19 protein-coding genes and 1 pseudogene are annotated in these 23,026 nt (G+C 66.1%); 13 read left to right on the top strand and 7 right to left on the bottom strand.

Going from position 1 to position 23,026, the window contains the following annotated elements:
- Window positions 1–5 precede the first annotated feature (5 nt).
- Window positions 6–251 carry a DUF3107 domain-containing protein gene (locus SHTP_RS06990; protein ID WP_012393216.1) on the top strand — a complete coding sequence of 82 codons (246 nt, stop codon included), beginning with the start codon at window positions 6–8 and terminating at the stop codon, window positions 249–251.
- On the opposite strand, the gene SHTP_RS06995 is transcribed toward SHTP_RS06990, so the two are convergent.
- Window positions 248–931, bottom strand: coding sequence for an HTH-type transcriptional activator FasR (locus tag SHTP_RS06995; RefSeq protein ID WP_011740487.1), 684 nt, complete (start codon window positions 929–931; stop codon window positions 248–250). The two genes, SHTP_RS06990 and SHTP_RS06995, sit on opposite strands and share 4 nt — an antisense overlap.
- A 185-nt stretch (window positions 932–1,116) precedes the next feature.
- Between SHTP_RS06995 and SHTP_RS07000 the strand changes: the two genes are divergently transcribed.
- The 3 genes from SHTP_RS07000 to SHTP_RS07010 all read left to right on the top strand — a co-directional run bounded on the left by SHTP_RS07000 (window position 1,117) and on the right by SHTP_RS07010 (window position 4,415).
- On the top strand, window positions 1,117–2,142 hold the full coding sequence (locus SHTP_RS07000) for a DUF3152 domain-containing protein (protein ID WP_096370158.1): 1,026 nt from the start codon (window positions 1,117–1,119) through the stop codon (window positions 2,140–2,142).
- 171 nt (window positions 2,143–2,313) lie between these two features.
- The gene (gene moeZ, locus SHTP_RS07005) at window positions 2,314–3,495 is read left to right on the top strand and encodes an adenylyltransferase/sulfurtransferase MoeZ (protein ID WP_012393218.1); all 1,182 of its coding nucleotides are present in this window, start codon (window positions 2,314–2,316) and stop codon (window positions 3,493–3,495) included.
- Window positions 3,496–3,560: 65 nt separating this feature from the next.
- Window positions 3,561–4,415 (top strand): TIGR02569 family protein, encoded by an 855-nt coding sequence (locus SHTP_RS07010; RefSeq protein WP_012393219.1) that lies wholly within the window; start codon window positions 3,561–3,563, stop codon window positions 4,413–4,415.
- Here SHTP_RS07010 and SHTP_RS07015 read toward each other — a convergent pair.
- The 3 genes from SHTP_RS07015 to SHTP_RS07025 form a co-directional block, all read right to left on the bottom strand.
- Window positions 4,412–4,714, bottom strand: coding sequence for an MGMT family protein (locus SHTP_RS07015; protein WP_096370159.1), 303 nt, complete (start codon window positions 4,712–4,714; stop codon window positions 4,412–4,414). The genes SHTP_RS07010 and SHTP_RS07015 overlap by 4 nt on opposite strands.
- Before the next feature lie 2 nt (window positions 4,715–4,716).
- A complete protein-coding gene (locus SHTP_RS07020) occupies window positions 4,717–5,502 on the bottom strand; it encodes an alpha/beta fold hydrolase (protein ID WP_157756284.1) in 786 nt (261 codons plus the stop codon).
- 64 nt (window positions 5,503–5,566) lie between these two features.
- Window positions 5,567–5,788, bottom strand: coding sequence for an Rv3202a family protein (locus SHTP_RS07025; protein WP_012393222.1), 222 nt, complete (start codon window positions 5,786–5,788; stop codon window positions 5,567–5,569).
- A gap of 169 nt (window positions 5,789–5,957) precedes the next feature.
- Between SHTP_RS07025 and SHTP_RS07030 the strand changes: the two genes are divergently transcribed.
- The 5 genes and pseudogenes from SHTP_RS07030 (at window position 5,958) to nudC (ending at window position 15,703) form a co-directional block, all read left to right on the top strand.
- Complete coding sequence (locus SHTP_RS07030) at window positions 5,958–6,800, top strand: DUF6159 family protein (RefSeq protein ID WP_096370160.1); 843 nt, start codon at window positions 5,958–5,960, stop codon at window positions 6,798–6,800.
- Window positions 6,801–6,945: 145 nt separating this feature from the next.
- Window positions 6,946–10,119, top strand: a complete 3,174-nt coding sequence (locus SHTP_RS07035) for a PD-(D/E)XK nuclease family protein (RefSeq protein ID WP_096370161.1) — start codon at window positions 6,946–6,948, stop codon at window positions 10,117–10,119.
- A complete protein-coding gene (locus SHTP_RS07040) occupies window positions 10,116–13,421 on the top strand; it encodes an ATP-dependent helicase (protein WP_096372363.1) in 3,306 nt (1,101 codons plus the stop codon). The genes SHTP_RS07035 and SHTP_RS07040 overlap by 4 nt, the downstream gene beginning before the upstream one ends.
- Before the next feature lie 61 nt (window positions 13,422–13,482).
- Window positions 13,483–14,547: pseudogene (locus tag SHTP_RS07045) on the top strand (potassium channel family protein); the annotation flags it as partial.
- Window positions 14,548–14,764: 217 nt separating this feature from the next.
- Window positions 14,765–15,703, top strand: a complete 939-nt coding sequence (gene nudC, locus SHTP_RS07055; protein WP_172900517.1) for an NAD(+) diphosphatase — start codon at window positions 14,765–14,767, stop codon at window positions 15,701–15,703.
- A 3-nt stretch (window positions 15,704–15,706) separates the two neighbouring features.
- Here nudC and SHTP_RS07060 read toward each other — a convergent pair whose 3' ends face one another.
- The gene (locus SHTP_RS07060; protein ID WP_231991584.1) at window positions 15,707–16,369 is read right to left on the bottom strand and encodes a sensor domain-containing protein; all 663 of its coding nucleotides are present in this window, start codon (window positions 16,367–16,369) and stop codon (window positions 15,707–15,709) included.
- 295 nt (window positions 16,370–16,664) lie between these two features.
- Here SHTP_RS07060 and SHTP_RS07065 point away from each other — a divergent pair, with 295 nt between their 5' ends.
- The gene (locus tag SHTP_RS07065) at window positions 16,665–17,867 is read left to right on the top strand and encodes an ISAs1-like element IS2404/ISMul1 family transposase (RefSeq protein ID WP_420872959.1); all 1,203 of its coding nucleotides are present in this window, start codon (window positions 16,665–16,667) and stop codon (window positions 17,865–17,867) included.
- Window positions 17,868–17,992: 125 nt separating this feature from the next.
- Here the strand turns inward: SHTP_RS07065 and mrx1 are convergent, their stop codons facing one another.
- Window positions 17,993–18,247, bottom strand: coding sequence for a mycoredoxin Mrx1 (mrx1, locus tag SHTP_RS07070; protein WP_096370165.1), 255 nt, complete (start codon window positions 18,245–18,247; stop codon window positions 17,993–17,995).
- 155 nt (window positions 18,248–18,402) lie between these two features.
- Between mrx1 and SHTP_RS07075 the strand changes: the two genes are divergently transcribed.
- Together SHTP_RS07075 and SHTP_RS07080 are read left to right on the top strand one after the other, a co-directional pair.
- The gene (locus SHTP_RS07075; RefSeq protein ID WP_172900519.1) at window positions 18,403–20,502 is read left to right on the top strand and encodes an ATP-dependent DNA helicase UvrD2; all 2,100 of its coding nucleotides are present in this window, start codon (window positions 18,403–18,405) and stop codon (window positions 20,500–20,502) included.
- A gap of 431 nt (window positions 20,503–20,933) precedes the next feature.
- A complete protein-coding gene (locus SHTP_RS07080) occupies window positions 20,934–21,197 on the top strand; it encodes a WhiB family transcriptional regulator (protein WP_036451446.1) in 264 nt (87 codons plus the stop codon).
- Between the two features lie 102 nt (window positions 21,198–21,299).
- Here the strand turns inward: SHTP_RS07080 and SHTP_RS07085 are convergent, their stop codons facing one another.
- Entirely contained in the window at window positions 21,300–22,643 is a 1,344-nt protein-coding gene (locus SHTP_RS07085; RefSeq protein WP_012393232.1) for a macrolide-binding ATPase MABP-1, read from the bottom strand.
- A 191-nt stretch (window positions 22,644–22,834) separates the two neighbouring features.
- On the opposite strand from SHTP_RS07085, the gene SHTP_RS07090 reads away from it, so the two are divergent.
- Complete coding sequence (locus tag SHTP_RS07090; RefSeq protein WP_012393233.1) at window positions 22,835–23,008, top strand: hypothetical protein; 174 nt, start codon at window positions 22,835–22,837, stop codon at window positions 23,006–23,008.
- The last annotated feature ends 18 nt before the right edge of the window (window positions 23,009–23,026 follow it).

A 23,026-nucleotide genomic window follows, 5' to 3' on the forward strand; every position in this document is an offset into this window, starting at 1 on the left:
CCCCCGTGGAGGTCAAGATCGGAATCACGGACAGTCCGCGCGAGCTGGTGTTCGGCAGCGCGCAGACGCCCGGCGAGGTCGAAGAACTCGTCAGCGCAGCGCTGCGTGATGACTCGGGCTTGTTGAGCTTGGACGACGAGCGGGGCCGTCGGTTCTTGGTCGCCGCCGCCAAGATCGCCTATGTCGAGATCGGAGTGGCCGACGCCCGTCGGGTTGGCTTCGGGGTCGGTGCGGAAGCGGCGCGCAGCTAAGACCGAGCCAGCGGCACGTGCGACAGTCCGCCCCAGGCGAACTGCACGGTGCCTTCGATGGCATCCGACTTGGAGATCGGCCTGTCGGAGTCCAGCCAGTATCGGGCGCAGTCGACGCTCATGCTGACCAGGGCTACCGCGATCATCCGCGCTCGGTGCGGGTCCAGCCCGGAATCGGCGCTGATCAGGGCGAACACCGCGTCGATGCAGGATTCGGTGGCAACCCGCACTTGCGCGGCGACCTCGGGTTCGGTGACGTAGTCGTTTTCGAAGATCAGCCGGTAACCCTGGCTGTCGTGCTCGATGAAGTCGAAGAACGCCTGAACCGCGGCATACAGCCGTCCCCGGTTGTCGGTGGTCGTGCGCAGAGCTTGCTGTACCCCGGCCACCAGCTTGTCCACGTGCCGATTCAATACCGCCAGATAGAGTTCGAGCTTGCTCGAAAAGTGTTGGTAAAGAACAGGTTTACTGACGCCCGCCCGTTCGGCGATCTCGTCCATGCCGGCGGCGTGGTAGCCGCGATCGACGAAAACGTCGCTGGCGACGATGAGCAGCTGGCCGCGTCGCTCGTCTCGGGGCAGTCGGTTACCGCGCGCTTTGGGGGTCGCGCCCTCAGTCGACCGCACGCGGTCGGCTGATCTGACGGCGCGGTGCTGCGCCGCCTTGGCGAGATCGCTCATCGGTCCTCATCTGCTTGTCGGCCACTTGCCAACCCCGCGGCCGCACTGTTTGTCGCAACGACATTACTACCCGCGCCGCCGGGTCGATCCTTACTGGACGCTATCGGTGCCGGTGGATAGTAGTCGGACGGTCCATTCGGGCGTGCCAGGGGTCTACTCAGCGATGGCTGTGCCATCCTGGGAAAATGACGCATCCGCGCCCGTCGCGCAGCTCCGGTCAGGTACCTGTGCTGCGTGATGAGTGGCGAGAGCCCTTACGGGCCCAACGTGACCCCCTCGGCCAGGCGACCGGGCGGGCCCGCGTCGATCGGGACCGGCCGCGCCAGTGGCGCAAACAAAGCTGGCTGGGGCGCTTTGTGTCGACCTACGGGTGGCGGGCTTATGCCTTACCCGTTCTGATGGTGCTCACCGTGGTCGTCGGCTATCAGGCGGTCACCGGGACCACGTCGCCGAAGCCGGCGGCGGCCGAGGCCGTTCATGACACGCCCAACATTGGTTCGGTCGGCACTTCCATCATCGACACGCCGCCACGTGGTCTGGCCACATTCGACGCGAATCTGCCCGCCGGCACGCTGCCGGCGGGCGGTCCCTATACCCAGGCGGGGGACAAGACTTGGCGGGTGGTTCCGGGTACGACACCGCAGGTGGGGCAGGGCACCGGCAAGGTGTTCAAGTACACCGTCGAAGTCGAGAACGGCCTGGACCCGACGATGTACGGCGGCGACGATGCGTTCGCCCAGATGATTGACCAGACGCTGGCCAATCCCAAGGGGTGGACGCACGATCCGCAATTTGCGTTCATGCGGATTGATACCGGAAAGCCCGACTTCCGCATTTCGCTGGTGTCCCCGGTCAGGGTGCGCGAAGGATGTGGCTACGAATTCCCGCTGGAAACATCCTGCTACAACCCGTCCTACGGCCCGGACCGGCAGGCCAGGGTCATCATCAACGAAGCCCGCTGGGTGCGCGGCGCCGTACCGTTCGAGGGCGATATCGGTTCCTACCGGCAGTACGTGATCAATCACGAGGTCGGTCACGCCATCGGGTACCTGCGGCACGAGGCCTGCGAGAAGCCGGGCGGCCTGGCCCCGGTGATGATGCAGCAGACCTTCTCGACGTCGGATGACGAGGCCGCGCCGTTCGATCCCGAATTCGTCAAGGCAGATGGCAAGACCTGTCATTTCAATCCCTGGCCCTACCCGATCGCCTGAGAGCGGCGGGGCGTCACCGTCCTTCGGCGCCGATCCGCGTGCCGAAATTGCGCCGACAGTTTGGCTGTTGAACACTGTTGCGCATCGTTGCCGCCTATCCGCGTACCTGCTGTGATTGGTTGGGCAACGTGTATCGGCGTTGAACCGCCATGATTGCCGAGGAGATGTTCGGTGTCCACGACAGCATTGCCGCCCCTGGTTGCGCCCGCCGCAACGCTGAGCCGCGAAGAGGTGGCCCGCTACAGTCGCCACCTGATCATCCCCGATCTGGGCGTTGACGGGCAGAAGCGACTCAAGAACGCGCGGGTCCTGGTGATCGGTGCCGGAGGGCTGGGTTCGCCCACGTTGTTGTACCTGGCTGCCGCGGGTGTGGGCACCATCGGCATCGTCGACTTCGACGTCGTCGACGAGTCGAACCTGCAGCGCCAGATCATTCACGGCGTCGCCGACGTCGGGCGCTCCAAAGCCCAGTCGGCGCGTGACTCGATCGTCGCGATCAACCCCCTGATCGAGGTCCGGTTGCACGAGTTCCGGCTGGAATCCGACAATGCGGTCGACCTGTTTGGCCACTACGACCTGATCATCGATGGCACCGACAACTTCGCCACCCGCTATCTGGTCAACGATGCCGCGGTACTGGCCGGAAAACCCTATGTGTGGGGTTCCATCTACCGGTTTGAGGGCCAGGTATCGGTGTTCTGGGAGGACGCCCCGGGCGGGCTGGGGCTCAATTACCGAGACCTCTACCCCGAACCGCCGCCGCCGGGAATGGTGCCTTCCTGTGCCGAAGGCGGGGTGCTGGGCATCATCTGCGCCTCCATCGCGTCGGTTATGGGCACTGAGGCGGTGAAGCTGATCACCGGGATCGGAGAGACACTGCTGGGCCGGCTGATGATCTATGACGCGTTGGAGATGACCTACCGCACGATCAGGATTCGCAAGGATCCGGCGACGCCGAAGATCACCGCGCTGATCGACTACGAGCAGTTCTGTGGCGTGGTCTCCGACGACGTCGCCAGGGCCGCCAGCGACTCCACCATCACCCCGCAAGAACTGCGCGCGATGATCGACTCCGGCAAGAAGCTGGCCCTGATCGACGTGCGCGAGCAAGTGGAGTGGGACATCGTGCACATCGACGGAGCTCAACTGATCCCCAAGTCGTTGATCAGCACCGGTGAGGGTCTGGCGAAGCTGCCCCAAGACCGCACCACGGTGCTGTACTGCAAAACCGGCGTGCGGTCGGCCGAGGCGTTGGCCGCGTTGAAGAAGGCCGGTTTCGCCGATGCGGTCCACCTGCAGGGCGGGATCGTGGCCTGGGCCAATCAGATGCAGCCCGACATGGTGATGTACTAAGCCGGATGTCTTCTAAGCCGGATACAGGCCCAGCGCCCCGCGGGGCCTCCACTAGGCTGACTGCCGTGAGTGTCGAGCCACCGCCCGAGCACGTGTTGGCGGCATTTGGTTTGACCGGTGTGGAGCCCGCCTCTTTGGGCGCCAGCTGGGAAGGCGGCTGGCGGTGCGGTGAAGTCGTGTTGTCGATGGTGGCAGAGAATGCCCGGGCGGCCTGGTCGGCCCGGGTACGCGAGACCCTCTTCGTCGACGGCGTGCGCCTGGCCCGACCGGTCCGTTCCACCGACGGGCGGTACGTGGTTTCCGGCTGGCGGGCAGATACATTCGTGGCCGGAACACCGGAGCCGCGCCACGATGAGGTCGTTTCGGCGGCGGTGCGACTGCACGAGGCCACCAGCAAGCTGGAACGGCCGCGGTTTTTGACCCAGGGGCCCGCCACGCCGTGGGCGGAGGTCGACGTTTTCATCGTCGCCGACCGCGCCGCGTGGGAGGAGCGACCCTTGCAATCGATCCCGCCGGGGGCCCGCCCGACCCAGATGACCGAGGACGCAGAGCAGTCGATCGAACTCGTCAATCACCTCGCGACGCTTCGCAAACCGACGCGCAGCCCCAATCAGGTGGTGCATGGGGACCTCTACGGCACCGTGCTGTTCGCCGGAACGGCTCCGCCGGGGATCACCGACATCACACCGTATTGGCGGCCCGCGTCCTGGGCCGCCGGAGTGGTTGTCATCGACGCGCTGGCCTGGGGCGATGCCGACGACGGACTCATCGAACGGTGGGGTGCTCTGCCGGAATGGCCGCAAATGCTATTGCGTGCCTTGATGTTCCGTCTGGCTGTGCATGCGCTGCATCCCCGCTCTACGAGTGAGGCATTTCCGGGTCTGGCCCGCACCGCTGGGCTGATCCGGATGTTGCTCTAGCAACCGGGCGGGAATTCGTAACGCACCTGATCCAGCGCGATCTTGCCGTCCACGCTGAGCACCCCTTCGGCGCGCAGCAGCTCGAGTTGGCGGCTGGTCAGGTGCCGGGCCGGACGCCCGGAGGCAGTGATCACCCGGTGCAGATCGACCGAGTCGGTACGCATGATCCAGCCGGCGATGCGGGGGCTGGAAAGCCCGGCGGCAGAGGCGATATCACCATAGGTGGCTACCCTGCCCGACGGAATCGCTGCGACCAGCCGGCGGACCCGCTCGACCTGCTCGTCGGTGACGGGGGCCATGGTCAGGGTGTTTTCAGCTGTTCGCGGATCAGTGTGGCGACTTCAGTGGGTTTGGCCTGGGGAACCATGTGTCCGCACTCGAATTCCCGCAGGGCGAAGTCGGCTCCCAGCCGTTCCCGCAGGGCCGCGATGAGTTCGCCGCTGACGTACTGCGGATCGGCACGCACCGCCCGCACCAGCGTGGTCGCGATTCCCGGGGGAGGCAGCGCGGCGTCGCGGGCGAGCTCACTCCAGTAGCATACCATGGCGGGCAGGCTGATTCGCCAGCTGTACCGCCCGTTCGGCAGGGTGATGAGGTGCTCGTCGAGTTCGGCGTCGAGCACCGCGGGATCCACGTCCGCCCACGCGCCGTATGCCCGCTCCATTCGCGCCTCGGCCGGGTCGGTGTAGTCGGGGAAGGCCACCATGGCGTCGACCACCTCGCGCACCCGTGAACCATCCAAACCGATCGCGGGATCCAGCAGTATCAGCGCTGCGACCAGGTCCGGATGCGCCGCGGCCAGTTGCAGCGCCACCGCCCCGCCAAAGGAGTGCCCCACCACCACTACCGGCCCGTCGGCTTGGTCCTTGAGCAATGCGGCCAATGCCGAAACGTTGGCATCGATGCTCCAGGGCGCGGCCCACGACGATCTGCCGTGGCCCAGCAAATCCGGTGCGGCGATGTTGACTTCGGGCAAGTAGCCGGCCAGGTATTCCCAGGATTGCCCATGCTCGGTGACGCCATGGATGGTCAGCACCCGCACGGGTTCCTCGGGGCCATAGCGGTGCACGTGCAGGTCGGTGCTCACGTGTCGATGGCGCCAGGTCGAGCACCCGTCGCCCCTCGAGGGAGGTGCGCGGCAAAAACACCGATCAGCGGTCAGCGCCCAAGTCGTCGTCGGAGGTCGCGACGATGTAGGCCTGATCGATCACATCGGCTTCGTTGGCATCGCGGTCCCCGGCGTCGCTCAGGTACTCGGTGTCCAACCCCGGCTCTTCGTCGTAACCGGCCGGAATGCTCTGTTCGGCGGCATCACCTTCAGGCACGGGATCGGGTGTACCTACTACTTCGGCATTGTTGTCGGCATTGTTCATGATCGATACTCCTGCCGTAGACATCCGGCATCAAGCCAGCTTAATCGGCCTGACCTGATGCCCGTCGCCGTTGCTGTTGCCGCGGGCTACGATAGCCGTTCACAGTGCGCGCCAGCGAACTTTTCACGTTTGACGGCGTGGAGCGGGCCGAAATCCACCGGGAGCAGCAATGGACAGCATCAAGCGCGGTTGGGCGCTGACCGGGCAGAGCTGGCGGATCCTCAAAGGCGACCTGTCGCTGATGCTGTTCCCACTTCTTTCCACGCTTTTCGCGTTCCTGGCCGTGGTCGCCATCTGGGCGCCCACGCTGATCCTGCGGGGAGTGTTTGACGGCCAATACATCGACGAGCATGACCCGGTCTTCTACATTGCCGGCTTGGCAACGGCGTACGTGTCCACTTTCATCGCCATCTTCTTCAACGTGGCACTGGCCGCTTGCGCGGCGCGTTCCATGCGCGGTGAGGACACCAAGGTCAGCGATGGGGTCAGGGCCGCCATGCACCGCATCGGCCCGATCCTGGGTTGGACTCTGGTGGCCACCACGGTTGGGCTGATCCTGTGGGCCCTTGAAGAACGGATGCCGCTGTTGGGCAAGATCGCGGTCTGGCTGACCGGAGCCGCTTGGGCCATCGCAACGTTTTTCGTGATCCCAGTCGTGGCGCTCGAGGGCAGCGGGCCGATCGAATCCCTGAAACGTTCGGCGACCGTCGTCAAGGCGCGGTGGGGTGAAAGCGCAACCGGGTCCGCCACCATCACGGTGATCATCTGGCTGGTCAGCATCATGATCGTGCTCACCGGCGTGGGGGGTGCCGTCGCGCTACTTGCGGTCAATCAGCCGGTGCTGGCTGCCGCCGTGGTGGCGATCGCGGTCGCCTGCATCATTGTCGTCTCGTTGATCTCGGGTGCGCTGGGCCAGATCTTCCGCGTTGCGGTTTACCAGTACGCCGTTTCCGGCCAGGCGCCGAGCGGGTTCGACGCGGGGCTGCTGCAGGCGGCGTTCGAGCGGCGCTAGCCGAGCCCTGCCGAGTCGGCTTGGCCGCACCGCGGCCAGCTTTGTACCTGAAACCACCTATGCACTAGCGAATTTGGTCCGATCTGGCGCCTTGGCCGCCATCAGCCGGGCCAACCTTGTCAGACCCCTGTGATTGCATGCCGTCATGTCACTGAGCTGGGGTGCCGAGGCGCGGGAGCTGCTGACGCCGGGGTCACGGGGACTGGTGCGGGTCCTGGGTGGTCCCGGCACCGGGAAGAGCGCCTTGCTGGTACAGGCGGCAATCGCTCATATCGCCGCGGGTGCCGATCCGGAATCGGTTCTGCTGCTTACCGGTTCCGGCCGGATGGGGATGCGGGCGCGCAGCTCGTTGACCACGGCGCTACTGCGCTCACACACCACCGGGACCGGCCGCGCCGCGGTCCGTGAGCCGTTGGTGCGTAGCGTGCACAGTTACGCCTACGCGGTGCTGCGGCGGGCGGCCGAACGCACCGGCGATGCGCCGCCGCGGCTGCTGACCAGCGCCGAACAGGACGCCATCATTCGGGAACTGCTTGCCGGGGACCTCGAAGACGGACCGAGTGCCAGGTCGGCCTGGCCGCGACACCTGCTGCCCGCCCTGACGACCGCGGGATTCGCGACCGAGCTCCGAAACCTCCTGGCACGCTGCGCCGAACGCGGGGTAGACCCAATGGAGTTGGAGCGGCTGGGCCGTCGCAGCGGACGCCCCGAATGGGCCGCTGCCGGCCGATTCGCCCGACAGTACGAGCAGGTGATGTTGTTGCGCGCGGCGGTCGGGACGGCGACGCCACAAGCCACCGCACCGGCATTGGGTGCCGTCGAACTGGTCGGGAGCGCACTGGAGGCCTTCGCCAGCGATCCCGAATTGCTGGCCGCCGAACGTGCGCGGCTGCGGTTCTTGCTGGTTGACGACGCTCAGCAACTCGATCCGCAGGCGGCAAGGCTGGTTGAGGTGCTGGCGGCCGGTGCCGAGTTCGCCTTGATCGCTGGCGACCCCAACCAGGCGGTGTTCGGTTTTCGCGGCGGTGAGCCCGCCGGATTGCTGGGCGGCCCGCTGGACGGCGGTCCGGCGGTGACCTTGACGATGTCGCATCGCTGTGCCCCCGCCGTGGCGCGCGCCGTCAGCGGCATCGCCCGCCGGCTGCCGGGCGGCAGTGCCGGTCGCCACATCGATGGCACCGGAACCGAGGACGGGCCGGTCACCGTGCGCCTGGCCGCCACGGCGCATGCGGAGGCGGCGGCGATCGCCGATGCGCTGCGACGGGCACATCTGGTCGACGGAGTTCCGTGGTCGCAGATGGCGGTGATCGTCAGGTCGGTACCCCGGGTCGCCGCGCGGCTGCCGCGGGCACTGGCGGCCGCGGGTGTTCCGGTGTCGATACCCCCGATCGGGGGGTCACTGGCCGAGGAACCCGCGGTAGGCGCGCTGCTTACGGTTCTGGCTGCGACCGCCGAAGGGCTCAACGCCGATCAGGCGCTGGCACTGATCAGCGGACCCATCGGCCGCGTGGACCCCGTCAGGCTGCGGCAGCTGCGCCGCACCCTGCGGCGCGCCGTCGCCGGTCGTTCGCCAGAGGATTTCGGGGACTTGCTGGTTGCGACGTTGTCCGAGGATGGGCGCCCTGCAGTCGGGTCAGCGGGGTCAAACCAGCCGCCAGGGCCACAGTTTGGGCCGCTACGGCGGGTGCGTGCCGTGCTGGCCGCGGCAACGCGATGCCACCGTGCGGGCCAAGACCCGCGCTACATCCTGTGGGCCGCATGGCATCGGTCGGGTCTGCAGAATCGCTGGCTCGCAGCCATCGATCGCGGCGGCCCGGCCGGTGTCCAGGCGACCCGCAACCTTGAAGCGGTAACGGCCTTGTTCGACATCACCGACCAGTACGTCTCGCGCACGTCGGGCGCATCACTGAGCGGACTCCTCGAGCACGTTGCGGCCCTGCAGTTGCCTCGAGTCAGCGAGGAGCCGGTAGCACAGAACGAGCAGGTCCGGGTGCTCAGCGCGCACGCGGCGCTCGGTCATGAATGGGACCTGGTGGTCATCGCCGGATTGCAGGACGGCTTGTGGCCCAACACGATTCCGCGCGGGGGAGTGCTGGCCACGCAGCGCCTGCTTGATGAACTCGACGGCGTCAGCGGCAATGCCTCGGCGCGGGCACCGCTACTGGCCGAGGAACGCCGGCTGTTGCTGGCGGCAATGGGCCGGGCGCGGCGGCAACTACTGGTGACTGCCGTCGACGGCGACACGAGCGGGGGTGGCCAGCAGGCCGCGCTTCCGTCGGAATTCTTCTTCGAGATCGCGCAGTGGGCCAACGGGGACAGCCAAGCCGTCGCAGCGCCGCCGGTTTCGGCGCCGCGCGTGCTGTCGGCCGCGGCGGTGGTGGGCAGATTGCGCGGCGTGGTGTGCGCGCCGGACGGCGCGGTTGACGACGCTGCCCGGCAATGTGCAGCAACACAATTGGCTCGGTTGGCCAAGGCCGGCGTGGCGGGGGCCGATCCCGCGGGATGGCACGGGCTGATCCCGGTGAGCACGACTGCTGCGCTCTACGGCGCCGGCGATGTTGTCACGCTGACGCCCTCCACCCTGCAGACCCTCAACGACTGTCCGCTGCGTTGGCTGGCCGAACGTCATGGTGGGACCAACCCGCGTGACCTGCGAGCCACCATCGGTTCGGTGCTGCATGCGCTGATCGCCGAGCCGGGCGCAAGTGAAGAGCAACTGCTGGCCGAGCTGGCCCGGGTGTGGAAGCTCCTGCCGTTCGAGGCGGATTGGTTTTCGAGCAACGAGCTTGCCCGGCACCGAGCGATGATCCAGGCGTTTGTCGAGTGGCGGGGCCAGACGCGCAGTGAACTGACCGAAGTGGGAGTCGAGATCGACATCGATGGAGTCCTGGACGCGGCCCGCGACGACGGCGGCGCAATTCGTCTGCGGGGACGGGTCGATCGGCTCGAGCGCGACGGTGCGGGGCGATTGGTGATCGTCGACATCAAGACCGCAAAGACACCAGTCAGCAAGGACGACGCACAGCAAAATGCCCAGCTGGCCATGTATCAGCTTGCGGTGGCCGAGGGGATGGTGGAGGCCGGTGCCGAGCCCGGTGGTGCGCGACTGGTCTATCCGGGCAAGAGCGCGGCCGCCGGTGCCGCCCAACGGGATCAGGATCCACTGACGCCGGCCGCTCGTGACCAGTGGCGCAATCTGGTCCGTCAGGCTGCCGAGGCAGCGGCCGGGCCGCACTTCATCGCTCGGCGCAACGATGGCTGCTCGCACTGCCCGATCCGGCCGTCGTGTCCGGCCCACACCGACCGGTCGCCGCGATGAACCCGCGCTACAGCCCGGATGAGATAGCAAGTGCGCTAGGAATTTTCCCGCCCACCGACGAGCAGGCCGCCGTTATCGCCGCCCCTCCGGGTCCGTTGGTTGTCATCGCGGGCGCGGGAGCGGGCAAGACCGAGACGATGGCCGCCCGGGTGGTTTGGCTGGTCGCCAACGGCTACGCCGAACCAGGCCAGGTGTTGGGCTTGACGTTCACCCGCAAGGCTGCCGGCCAATTGCTGCGCCGTGTCCGGTCGCGGCTGGCCCGATTGGCAGGTACCGCCGTGGGTGTCGCCGTCGGCGAAGCAGCGGGTGCGCCCACGGTCAGCACTTATCACGCATTTGCCGGCTCACTGCTGCGTGACCACGGCTTGTTGCTGCCCATCGAGCCCGACACCCGGTTGCTCAGCGAGACAGAGCTGTGGCAGCTGGCGTTCGAGGTCGTCAACGGATATCGCGGTGAGCTGTGCACCCAGAAGACCCCGGCGGCGGTCACCGCCACGGTGCTGCGGCTGTGGGGCCAGCTCGCCGAGCACCTGGTTGACACCCGGCAGCTTCGCGATACCGACATCGAGCTGGAACGACTCGTGCACGCCCTGCCGGCGGGCCCAAACCAGCGCGATAGCGGCCCGAATCAGTGGCTGTTGCGGATGCTGGCCACCCAGACCGAGCGGGCCGAGCTGGTGCCCTTGCTCGACGCGTTGCATGAGCGGATGCGCGCCGCCAAGGTGATGGACTTCGGAATGCAGATGGCCGCCGCCGCACGGCTGGCAGCGACGTGCCCGCAGGTCGGCGGGGAGCTGCGCAGCCGGTACCGCGTCGTGTTGCTCGACGAGTACCAGGACACCGGACACTCCCAGCGCATCGCGCTGTCGGCACTGTTTGGTGGCGGCGTCGATGACGGGTTGGCGTTGACGGCAGTCGGTGATCCGATTCAGTCGATCTACGGCTGGCGTGGTGCCTCGGCGACGAACTTGCCCCGGTTCAGCACGGATTTCGCGCTGTCCGACGGTGCCCCGGCACCGGTTCTGGAGCTGCGGACCAGCTGGCGCAACCCGCCGCGCGTACTGCACCTGGCAAACGCGATCTCGGCGGAGCCCCGCCGGCGGTCGGTGGCCGTACATGCACTGCGTTCGCGCCCGGATGCGCCGGCCGGGGCGGTTTGTTGTGCGCTACTCGCCGATGTGCAGGCCGAACGGGACTGGATCGCAGACCAATTGCAGGGTCACTATCAGCGCGCGGCGGCCGACGGGGTTAGCCCGCCGACGGCAGCGGTGCTGGTGCGCCGCAACGCCGACGCCGCACCCATCGCCGATGCACTGGTTGCGCGGGGAATCCCGGTTGAGGTTGTCGGGCTGGCCGGCCTGTTGTCCATTCCGGAGGTGGCCGACCTGGTAGCGATGCTGCGACTGGTGGGTGACCCGACGGCCGGGGCCGCGGCGATGCGAGTGTTGACCGGTCCGCGCTGGCGGTTGGGCGGCAGCGACGTCGCCGCACTTTGGCGACGGGCGGTCGCGTTGGTGGGCGGTCTTCAGGTGGGCGCATCGGTCTCTCCCGGCGCCGTCGCGGCGGCGGCGGGTCCGGACACCGATACGGCGTGTCTGGCCGATGCCATCTGCGACCCGGGCCCCGCCGACTGGTACTCGTCGGCGGGCTACGAGCGCATCGGTGCGCTGGCAGCGGAATTGAACGCCCTGCGTGGGCATCTTGGTCATTGGCTGCCGGATCTTGTCGCCGAGGTGCGACGCGTGCTTGGGCTGGATTGCGATGTCCGTGCCGCGGCGACGGCTTCGGGGGCATGGGCCGGTGCCGAGCACCTCGATGCGTTTGCCGACGTGGTCGCCGACTACGCCGAGCGGGCCGCCATCTCGGCTGGTAGCACCCTGTCCACCAAGGCATCGGTGGACGGTCTGCTCGCCTATCTCGATGTCGCGGCGGAGGTAGAGAACGGGTTACCGCCGGCCCAGTTGACGGTGGCACGGGACCGAGTTCAAGTGCTCACCGTGCATGCCGCGAAGGGCCTGGAATGGCAGGTGGTGGCGGTGGCACATCTATCGGCAGGTGTTTTCCCGTCGACCGCGTCGCGAAGCAGTTGGCTCACCGATCCGGGCGAGTTACCGCCGTTGCTTCGGGGGGACCGGGCGTCGGTGGGCGCGCTGGGCATCCCGGTGCTAGATACCTCGGCGGTGACAAACCGAAAGCAGTTGTCGGACACCATTTCCGCGCATCGGGAGCAGCTAGATCAGCGGCGCGTCGATGAGGAGCGCCGGTTGCTCTACGTCGGCGTTACCCGGGCCGAGGACACCGTGCTGGTATCGGGTCACCACTGGGGGGCCACCGGGCTGAAGCCGCGCGGACCATCGGACTTCTTGTGTGAACTCAAGGACATCATCGAGCGGTCGGCCGCGGCCGGCGATCCCTGCGGGATGGTGGATCAGTGGGATCGGGCACCGGTCGCTGGTGAACGGAACCCGCTGCTGGACGACGTTGTCGAAGCGGTTTGGCCAACTGATCCGTTGGCCACGCGGCGCGGCGATGTCGAACGTGGGGCCAGGTTGGTCGCGGAGGCGATCTCTGCCGATGCCGGTGTCGAGGCCCCCGCTGGCGGTGCCGCGGTCGCCGATATCGAGGGCTGGACAGCCGACGTCGATGCGCTGTTGGCCGAGCGGGCGCGTGCCGTGGGGCCGCCGACGCGAGCGTTGCCGAACCAGTTGACGGTGAGCGGGCTCGTCGAGCTGGCCCGCGACCCGGTGGGGGCCAGGCAACGGTTGGTGCATCGCTTACCGACTCGGCCGGATCCGCATGCCCAGCTGGGCAATGCCTTTCACACATGGGTACAGCAGTTCTACGGCGCGGAGCTGCTGTTCGACTTGGGGGACCTCCCGGGTGCTGCCGACTCCGATGTGGGCCAAGTCGAGGATCTTGCGCCGTTGCAGGAGGCCTTCGCCGGATCTCCTTGGGCGGCGCGCACGCCGATCGCCGTCGAGGTGCCATTCGAAATGCCGGTCGGCGACACCGTGGTGAGGGGCCGCATCGACGCGGTATTCGAAGACCCCGATGGCGGCGCAACCGTCGTCGACTGGAAGACCGGTGAGCCGCCGCGTGGGCCCGAAGCCATGCGGCAAGCCGCCGTTCAGCTGGCTGTGTACCGGATGGCGTGGGCTGCCCTGCGCGGATGCCCCGAATCGTCGGTGCGTACCGCCTTTCACTATGTGCGCACCGGAGTCACCGTCATCCCCGATGAGCTGCCTGATGGGATGGTGTTGGCCGAGTTGCTCGCCGACTCCGATCCGCCTTGCAGTTGCTAATCGTGGTTACATGTTTCTCGTGCCTGTGTCGTGCATTGGGGTTAGCCGATGACGGATTTCCGTGGCGAAAGGTAGTTGGCGGCGGCTGAGGCGTCTCGACGAGAGACTGACCGCTCAGCCCAGTTACGCGCTTATCGGCGTGCTGCGTATTCCTCAAGGGCAGGCCAGTCCTGCTCGCATCATTACGCGCAGGGTGACGATCGCCTTGGCGGCGCTGCTGGCGGGTGCCATCATGGTCTATCTGGATCGCGATGGGTATCACGATTCGCAGGGTGATGAACTGTCCTTCGTGGACTGCCTGTATTACTCGGCGGTGACCCTGTCGACCACCGGGTATGGCGACATCACAGCGATTTCCGAACTGGCGCGCGCGGCGAACGTCCTGATCATCACACCGCTGAGGATTGCGTTTCTGATTTTGCTGGTCGGGACGACGCTCGAGGTTGTCACCGAAACGTCGCGTCAGGCACTGAAGATCCAGCGTTGGAGGAGCAGAGTGCGTAACCACACCGTGGTCATCGGCTATGGCACCAAGGGCAAGACGGCAATCAGCGCAATGCTCGGCGACGAGGCCGTTCCCGGTGAGATCGTTGTTGTCGACACCGACCGGGGCGCCCTCGACCGCGCCGCCGCGGCCGGGTTGGTCACCGTGCACGGTGACGCCACCAAATCCGATGTGCTGCGGTTGGCCGGTGCACAGCACGCGGCCTCGATCATCGTGGCCGCCAGTCGCGATGACACCGCGGCGCTGGTCACGTTGACGGCTCGCGAGATTTCGCCCAAGTCGCAGATCGTGGCATCCATCCGAGAGGCTGAGAACCAGCACCTACTCGAGCAGTCGGGAGCCGACTCGGTGGTGGTTTCTTCCGAAACCGCCGGCCGGCTGCTGGGGCTGGCCACCACCACACCCAGTGTCGTCCAGATGATCGAAGATCTGCTCACTCCGGATGCCGGGCTGGCCATCGCCGAACGCGAGGTGGAACAAAGCGAGATCGGTGGATCTCCGCGTCATTTGCGCGACATCGTGCTCGGTGTCGTTCGTGGTGGCCAGTTGCTGCGCATCGGCGCCCCCGAAGTGGACGCCATTGAGGCCAACGACCGCCTGCTCTACATCCGCAACACGGGGGCACTAGTGGCGATCGGAAGCGTGGCGCAGCCGGGGGCAGCGGGTCGCCACCAAGGTGGCGGCGTGGCGATCGCAAGCGCGGCGCAGCCGGGGGCAGCGGGTCGCCACCAAGGTGGCGGCGTGGCGATCGCAAGCGCGGCGCAGCCGGGGGCAGCGGGTCGCCACCAAGGTGGCGGCGGGGCGATCGTAAGCTCGGCGCAGCCGGGTCGCCAGGGGGGTGAGAGCTAGCGTGGACTTCCAGCTGCGCGAGGTTCCGTTGTTGTCCCGCATCGGCGCAGACCGGGCCGACCACTTGCGAACCGACGTCGAAGCGGCGGCCGCGGGGTGGGCCGATGCGGCGCTGATGAGGGTGGATTCTCGTAATCGGGTATTGGTGGCCGACGGCCGGGTGGTGCTCAGCCCGGCCGCCGATTTCGCCGAGAAGCCGCCGCCGGAGGCGGTGTTTTTGGGCTGTCTCGAGGGCGGTCGCCATGTCTGGGCAGTCCGAGCCGCGCTGGAAGCTCCCGAGGATCCTGGAGCTCAGTCCGGGGTGGCCGACCTGCGCAAACTCGGCAGCATCATCGATGACACCAGCAGCCAGCTGGTGGCATCTGCCATGGCCTTATTGAACTGGCACGACGGTTCGCGGTTCAGCCCAGTCGACGGCAGTCCGACCAAACCGGCCAGGGCCGGCTGGTCGCGAGTGAACTCCCTGACCGGCCACGAGGAGTTCCCGCGCATCGACCCCGCGGTGATCTGCTTGGTGCACGATGGCGGCGACCGGGTGGTGCTGGCCCGCCAGGCAATCTGGCCGCACCGGATGTTCTCGCTGCTGGCCGGGTTTGTGGAGGCCGGCGAATCGTTCGAAGTCTGTGTCGCCCGGGAGATTCGTGAGGAAATCGGTCTGACGGTGCGCGATGTGCGTTATCTGGGCAGCCAGCCCTGGCCCTTACCGCGCTCGCTGATGGTCGGTTTCCATGCGGTGGGTGACCCAGATGAAGACTTTTCCTTTAATGACGGCGAGATCGCCGAGGCGGCCTGGTTTACCCGCGATGAGGTGCGAGCCGCCCTTGCGGTCGGTGATTGGACGAGTGCATCGGACGCAAAATTGCTGCTGCCGGGATCGATTTCGATCGCCCGCGTGATCATTGAATCTTGGGCGGCAGCGCGCGACTAAGCGCTATTTGACTCGATCACAAATGGCTTCGAGCACCGCATTCGCGATCCGCTCGGCGGGTTCGATGCCCAATACGCCAACGGATATTAGAACCGAATTCTTGGCCCGATACAGGTGGCTCCATCCCGCGTCGGTGATCCTCAGCGTGGTGGGATCCGACTTGTCCACATCGAAATCGTAATTGGGGTCGTGCATTGCCACACACGTCGTCAGGGACGTTTCGAGCTGATCGAGTGCATTGCGAGCGACGTGCTCGTCCGGGTAGATGGCTACCGCCTGACTGACCGAGTCAATCAAGGCCTTTCCGCCGGGATCGATGTCGTCGGTGACCCCGCTGTAGCCCGCGCTACGAAATTCCAGCCATCCACTGGCAAAGGTGAGGTCACTGGTTCCGGCCGCCCGGCAGGGGCCCGGCGCGCTCAGGTCACCCGGCGGTGGATGGCGCAAGTCTGCGTGCGCGTGTGCGGTCAGTTCTTCGTAGTTAGCAATGCGACGCACTTCTTCGACGCTGATGATCAATGCGTCGGCGCCGCTGGGAGGTGTAGAAGTGGTGGTGCTGGGCTTGGCTGTGGTGCTCTGATGCGAGCAGGCTGAAATCGCCAACACCGCAATGCAGACGATGAAAGCCGACCTGTTGCGACGGCTAGACGCGGCACGAAAGACCATCTGCCACTTGCGCCAGCCTGCGAAACGCATCGTTGTCGTTCGGGTTGAGCCGTCTGGCCTCATCGTTGATAGCCGTTTTCTGCGGACTGCTGTCCGCGGTCGGAGTTGGCGTTGCTGTACCGGCGAGTCACCGGTACTCGACGACATAATGGCAGGGCTCCGGCGTTGTTGATTAGCAGGCTTGTGAGCTGGGTTGATGATCTTTGGTGCCGCGCTATTGGGGCCGGAGTGTAGGCACGGGCTATCTGGAGAACGATCGAGTTGGTTACTGTTCGTCGTTGGTCTGGAGTTGCCCGTGCCTACCGTTTCAGTATTGCCTGTGTCGTCGGTTCCAGAGGTGTTCGACCGCTGGAGTCCTGGTGAGCGCAGCGAGCTCATCGGATCGGAGTTTCTCGATGTGTTGGCCTCGGTGCCAGACCCGAGGGACCCACGCGGTCGGAGGTATTCGCTGATGGCTTTGTTGGCGATCGCGGTTCTGGCCACTGCCGCGGGGATGCGCGGCTATGCTGGTTTTGCCACATGGGCGGCCACCGCTCCCGATGATGTGTTGGCCCAATTAGGGGTCCGGTTCCGGCGGCCCAGTGAGAAGACCTTCCGCGCTGTTTTGTCTCGGCTAGACCCCGCCGACCTCAACGCCAGGATGGGCAGTTACTTCACTGCACACGTGGCCAGCAGCGACCCCAGCGGATTGGTGCCGATCGCGTTGGACGGCAAGATGCTGCGTGGTGCTTTACGCGCCAAAGCGACAGCCACGCATCTCGTGTCGGTGTTCGCCCACCGTGCCCGATTGGTGCTCGGTCAACTCGCTGTCGCCGAGAAAAGCAATGAAATTCCCTGCGTACGTGCCCTGCTCACGCTGCTGCCGGGTAGCTTGCGGTGGCTGGTCACCGTGGATGCGATGCATACCCAGGTCGTCACCGCGAAGTTGATCTGCGCCACCTTGAAGTCGCACTACCTGATGATCGTCAAGTCCAACCAAGCCAAAATACTTGCGCGTATCACCGCGCTGCCCTGGGCCGAGGTGCCCGCAGCCGCTACCGACGACTCCCGCGGCCACGGCCGTGTCGAGACCCGCACCCTGCAAATCATCACCGCTGCACGAGGAATCGGCTTCCCCTACGCAAAACAAATCATCCGGATCACTCGTGAACGCTTGATCACCGCCACCGACCAGCGCAGCGTGAAGGTGGTCTATGCCATCTGCAGCCTGCCGTTCGAGCACGCCCGCCCTACCGCGATCATGACCTGGATGCGTCAACACTGGGGAATCGAGAACAGCCTGCACTGGATACGCGACGTCACCTTCGACGAAGACCGTCAAAGGGCACATACCGGAAACGGCGCACAGGTCCTAGCAACGCTACGCAACACCGCGATCAATCTGCACCGCCTCAACGGCGCCGACAACATCGCCGAAGCCTGCCGGATCACCGCTTTGACCGCCAACCGCCGCCTAGACCTCCTCAATCCACAATTCCCCAGCTCACAAGCCTGCTAATCAACAACGCCGGAGCCCTGGACAGAATGGCCATGGTACGGGCGGCTGCATTCTTTGTTGGGCACCCATGCATTGGGCGACAAGCTGTGTCGGAAACGCGCCGTGAGTGCGCGGTCCCCAATTAGCTAGCCGCCAATGTCGGCCATTTTTTTCTTGACCTCCCGGGCGCTGGGGTTAGTCAGCGTCGAGCCGTCTGCGAACTTCACTGTCGGAACGGTCCGGTCGCCCCCGTTGACCGAGCCTACGAAATCCCCTGCGGCAGGTTCGCGTTCAATGTCGATCTCATCGTAGGCGATTCCTTCGGCTTTTAGGGCCGTCTTGAGCCGAAGACAATAACCACACCATGAAGTTGTGTAGATGGTGAGCGCAGCATTGGTCATGGGACGTAAACGTAGCCCGGTGATCGGGGGCTGCGCGCGGCAGGGCTGATCAGCGGCGGACGGCTTAGGGTAGAGGCGTCCGGCAGGGTGCCGGCCGCGTCTGGCGGCGTGGCGGGGCCCCCGGATTGTCAGCCCGCACTGTCAAGATGGAGACCATGCCGACGCTCGCTCAGCCACTGATCGCCGGGCTGGACGACGAGCAACGCGAAGCCGTGTTCGCGCCCCGCGGACCCGTCTGCGTGCTCGCCGGGGCCGGAACCGGCAAGACGCGCACCATCACGCATCGGATCGCTCAGTTGGTCGCTAGCGGCCACGTCGCCGCCGGGCAGGTACTCGCGGTGACATTCACTCAGCGGGCGGCGGGGGAGATGCGCGCCCGGTTGCGAGGGCTGGATGCCGCGGCACAGACAAGCTCCGGTGTCGGTGCCGTCCGGGCGCTGACGTTTCACGCGGCCGCCCACCGCCAGCTGCGATACTTCTGGCCGCGCGTCGTCGGCGATATCGGCTGGCAGCTATTGGACAGCAAGTTTGCCGTCGTTGCCCGCGCGGCCGGCCGTGCCAGGCTCAACGCCAGCAGTGATAACGTGCGCGACCTGGCCGGCGAGATCGAGTGGGCCAAGGCATCGCTGATCACCCCCGAGCAATACCCGGCGGCGGTGGCCGTCGCATCCCGAGATACTCCGCTGGACGCCGCGCAGATCGCGGCCGTCTACGCCGAATACGAGTCACTCAAGGTGCGCGATGAGAGCCTCACCCTGCTCGATTTCGACGATCTGCTGCTGCATACCGCGGCCGCCATCGAAAACGACGCCGCGGTGGCCCAGGAATTCCGGGACCGGTACCGCTGCTTTGTCGTCGACGAATACCAGGATGTCACTCCGCTGCAGCAACGAGTCCTGTTGGCCTGGTTGGGAGATCGCGACGACCTGACAGTCGTCGGTGACGCCAACCAGACCATCTATTCGTTCACCGGGGCATCGCCTCGATTCCTGCTCGACTTTTCCCGCCGATTTCCCGACGCCACCCTGGTGCGTCTGGAGCGCGACTACCGGTCCACTCCGCAGGTGGTCTCGTTGGCCAACCGGGTGATCGCGGCGGCCCGCGGCCGGGTTGCCGGTAGCCGGCTGCAGCTGACCGGCCAGCGCGAGCCCGGCCCGGCTCCGTCGTTTGATGAATATCCCGACGAGGTCGCCGAAGCCACCGCGGTGGCGGCGTCGATCGCCCGGCTGATCCAATCCGGAACGCCCGCATCCGAGATCGCCATCCTCTACCGCGTCAACGCGCAGTCCGAGGTCTACGAAGAAGCCTTGACCGAGGCCGGTATCGCCTACCAGGTGCGTGGCGGCGAGGGATTCTTCAACCGCCAAGAGGTCAAGCAGGCGATGGTGGCCCTGCAGCGTGCGGCGGAGCGCGATATCGAGGCAGCGTTGCCCGATGTGGTCCGCACGGTCCTAGAACCCCTCGGGCTGACCGCCGAAGAACCCGCCGGGACCCGGGCCCGGGAGCGCTGGGAGGCGCTGAGCGCATTGGCGCAACTAGTCGACGACGAGGTGGCGCAGCGACCGCACCTGCAGCTTGCCGGATTGCTCGCCGAGCTTCGAGCGCGCGCCGACGCACGCCATCCACCGGTGGTGCAGGGTGTCACCCTCGCCTCACTGCACGCGGCCAAGGGTCTGGAGTGGGACGCGGTGTTCCTCGTCGGCTTGGCCGACGGCACGCTGCCGATCTCGCGCGCGTTGGCGCATGGCCCCGAGAGTGAACAGGTCGAAGAGGAACGCCGGCTGCTTTATGTCGGAGTCACCAGGGCCCGAGTGCATTTGGCGCTGACCTGGGCGCTGGCCCGGTCTCCGGGCGGGCGTCAGGGCCGCAAGCCGTCGCGCTTTCTCAACGGCATTGCGCCGCAGACACGTGCCGATCCGGGGCCGGCCAAGAACCGGCGCAACCGCGGCCCAGTGCGCTGCCGGATCTGCAACAAGGAGCTGACCACGCCGGCGGCCGTGATGCTGCGCCGGTGCGAAACGTGTGCCGGCGACGTCAATGAGGAATTGCTGCTGCAGCTCAAGTCCTGGCGGCTCAACACCGCCAAGGAACAGAACGTGCCCGCCTACGTCGTCTTCACCGACAACACGCTCATCGCGATCGCCGAGCTGCGTCCCGCCGATGATGCATCCCTGATCGCGATACCAGGCATTGGCGCCCGAAAGCTGGAGCAGTACGGGGCCGATGTGCTCGAGCTGGTGCGCCAAGCACGGTAAGCGGCAAAACCGCTGGTCAAAAAATCGGTTGTGATGTTCGGTCGCGACCGTTTAACCTCTAACAGGCTTATAGGTGCCGGCGCTGAACGCTGGCACGGCGGCGAGCAACACGAAAGGAGGCGGCCACGATGATGAACATGAATACGTTCGGTGTAGGCGTGGCTGCCGCCGTGTGGTACCCGGCCGCCCGTCATGCCGCCCGCACCGCCATCCCGGCGGCAGCGGGTAAGCACCGCGTCGCCGCCGCGACTGACTCGTCCGTGGATCGGAGCCCAACGTAGGCACTACGTAAAGCCCGATTTTCGCCCAAATGGCCACGGACCTCAGTCACCAGGATCCGTGGCCAATTTTTTTTTGGGTCAACCGCCCGCCGCCTGGTCCGGATCACTTCGAACGAAAGCCCCTAGACCAGGAAACAGGTGAGCATGGACATGTCGGCACTGACCGTCCCTAGACAGACGCTGCCGGTGTTGCCCTGTCATGTCGGTAATCCGGACTTGTGGTTCGCCGAGACCCCGGCCGATCTCGAGCAGGCCAAGGAACTCTGCGCGAGCTGCCCGATTCGCCCCCAGTGCTTGGCTGCTGCGCTTGAACGCGCCGAGCCGTGGGGAGTATGGGGTGGCGAGATCTTCGAGCGTGGCTCGATAGTGAACCGCAAGCGCCCGCGCGGGCGTCCGCCCAAGGTTGCCGCCTAGTAACCGCCCGAATCGCCGGGGCGCGGCCATCGCACCGATTCTCGATGGCCGCACCCTGGCGATCCTTACGCGGAACCCGGATCCCGCGGCCCGGGCGCCCGCTCAGACAGCGGCGGTATCGGGCTCGGCAAAACCGGGGATCAGCTCTTCGGACAGCGCCTTGATCGGCACATGCGCATCCAGCTGGCACAAAATGGCGGCCACCGACGCGATCACACGCATCGGAATGGCCAGCTTGGGCGGTAGATCCATTTGCCGAGCCGCTTTGATCTGCGCGACCGAGCGGTCAATCTGGCTCACGGTCATCCGCTGTAGCCACCTACGCGTGTAGTGGAAGACCTCGACTTGGATGGGTTCGACGTACTGGCGCAGCATCTCGTCGATCTCTCGCACCGAGACCTGTTGCCCCCGCTGGATGAGCCCGGCTTTCTCCATCGTCGGCAACAGCAGGTCATAGTTCTTGTCACGAGCCAACCGAATGGTCATCCCGAGCTCGATGGGGTAGCCGCCGGGCATCGGCGCCACCGCGCCGAAGTCGATGACGCCCATCCGCCCGTCTGGCAGCAGCATGAAGTTTCCCGGGTGCGCATCGCCGTGCAGCATCTCCAGCCGCCGCGGCGCGTCGAAGGTGAGCTCGAGCAGCAGCGTGCCCATGAGGTCGCGCTCCTGCTGGGTCCCGTTGCGGATGATCTGCGACATCGGCACGCCGTCGATCCACTCCTGGATCACCACCTTTGGCGCACTGGCCACGATGTGCGGTACCAGGAAGCGTGGGTGACCCGCGTAGGCCTTGGCGAAGGCACGCTGGTTATCGGCTTCGAGCCGGTAGTCGAGCTCCATTTCGGTCCGCTCGATCAGCTCGTCGACGACGCCCTGCACGTCGGCACCCGGCGAAAGTTGCTTGAAGACACCGACCATTCGCTGCATCGTCTTCAGATCGGCCTTCAACGCCTCATCGGCGCCGGGGTATTGGATCTTGACCGCCACTTCCCGGCCATCCGACCAGATCGCCTTGTGCACCTGGCCGATGCTCGCCGAAGCGACCGGGGTGTCGTCGAACGAGCCGAATCGATCGCGCCATTTGGTGCCTAGCTGCGCGTCCAGCACTCGATGCACCTTGGCCGCCGGCAACGGTGGTGCGTCTTTTTGTAGCTTGGTCAGTGCCTCGCGGTACGGTTCGCCAAATTGCTCGGGAATGGCCGCTTCCATCACGGACAACGCCTGTCCGACTTTCATCGCTCCGCCCTTGAGCTCACCCAAGACCGTGAAGAGCTGGTTGGCCGCCTTCTCCATCAGCTCGGCGTTGACCTCGTCTTTTGACTTGCCGGCCAGTCGCTTGCCGACCCCTAGCGCTGCCCTGCCAGCAAAGCCGACCGGAATGCTGGCCAGCTTTGCGTTGCGCGCGGCCCGGCCGCGTTTGATGTCCGACACACCCCCATCATCCATTACGGACCTGTGCGCAGGGTATTGATCTGGCTACAACTGATTTCAATTGATTCAATCGCAATTGGTGCGGCCGTCCCAGCGCTGACGTTGCGTCGAGACCGGCGCGATCAGCAGCGCATATGTAATCTCTTGCAGGTCGCAATGGTGTGACTCATCGAAACCCACGTCCGGAGGGTGGACCCCGAGAAGCCATGTCAGCAAAACAGACGCAGCACGAGGCCGCAGATGCCCTGTTCAGGGCGATCATCGAAACGTTGGACAAGCACCGCAAAGATTGCACCTTGACCGAGGGCGTACTGGACGACTTGGCCAGGGCGTACGCGGCGATCTCCACCAACGTTCCCGAGCAGGGTCGCCTGGGCTAGCGGGCCCGCGGGGCCGGC

It is taken from the genome of Mycobacterium ulcerans subsp. shinshuense (assembly GCF_002355775.1).
GTDB lineage: Bacteria > Actinomycetota > Actinomycetes > Mycobacteriales > Mycobacteriaceae > Mycobacterium > Mycobacterium marinum.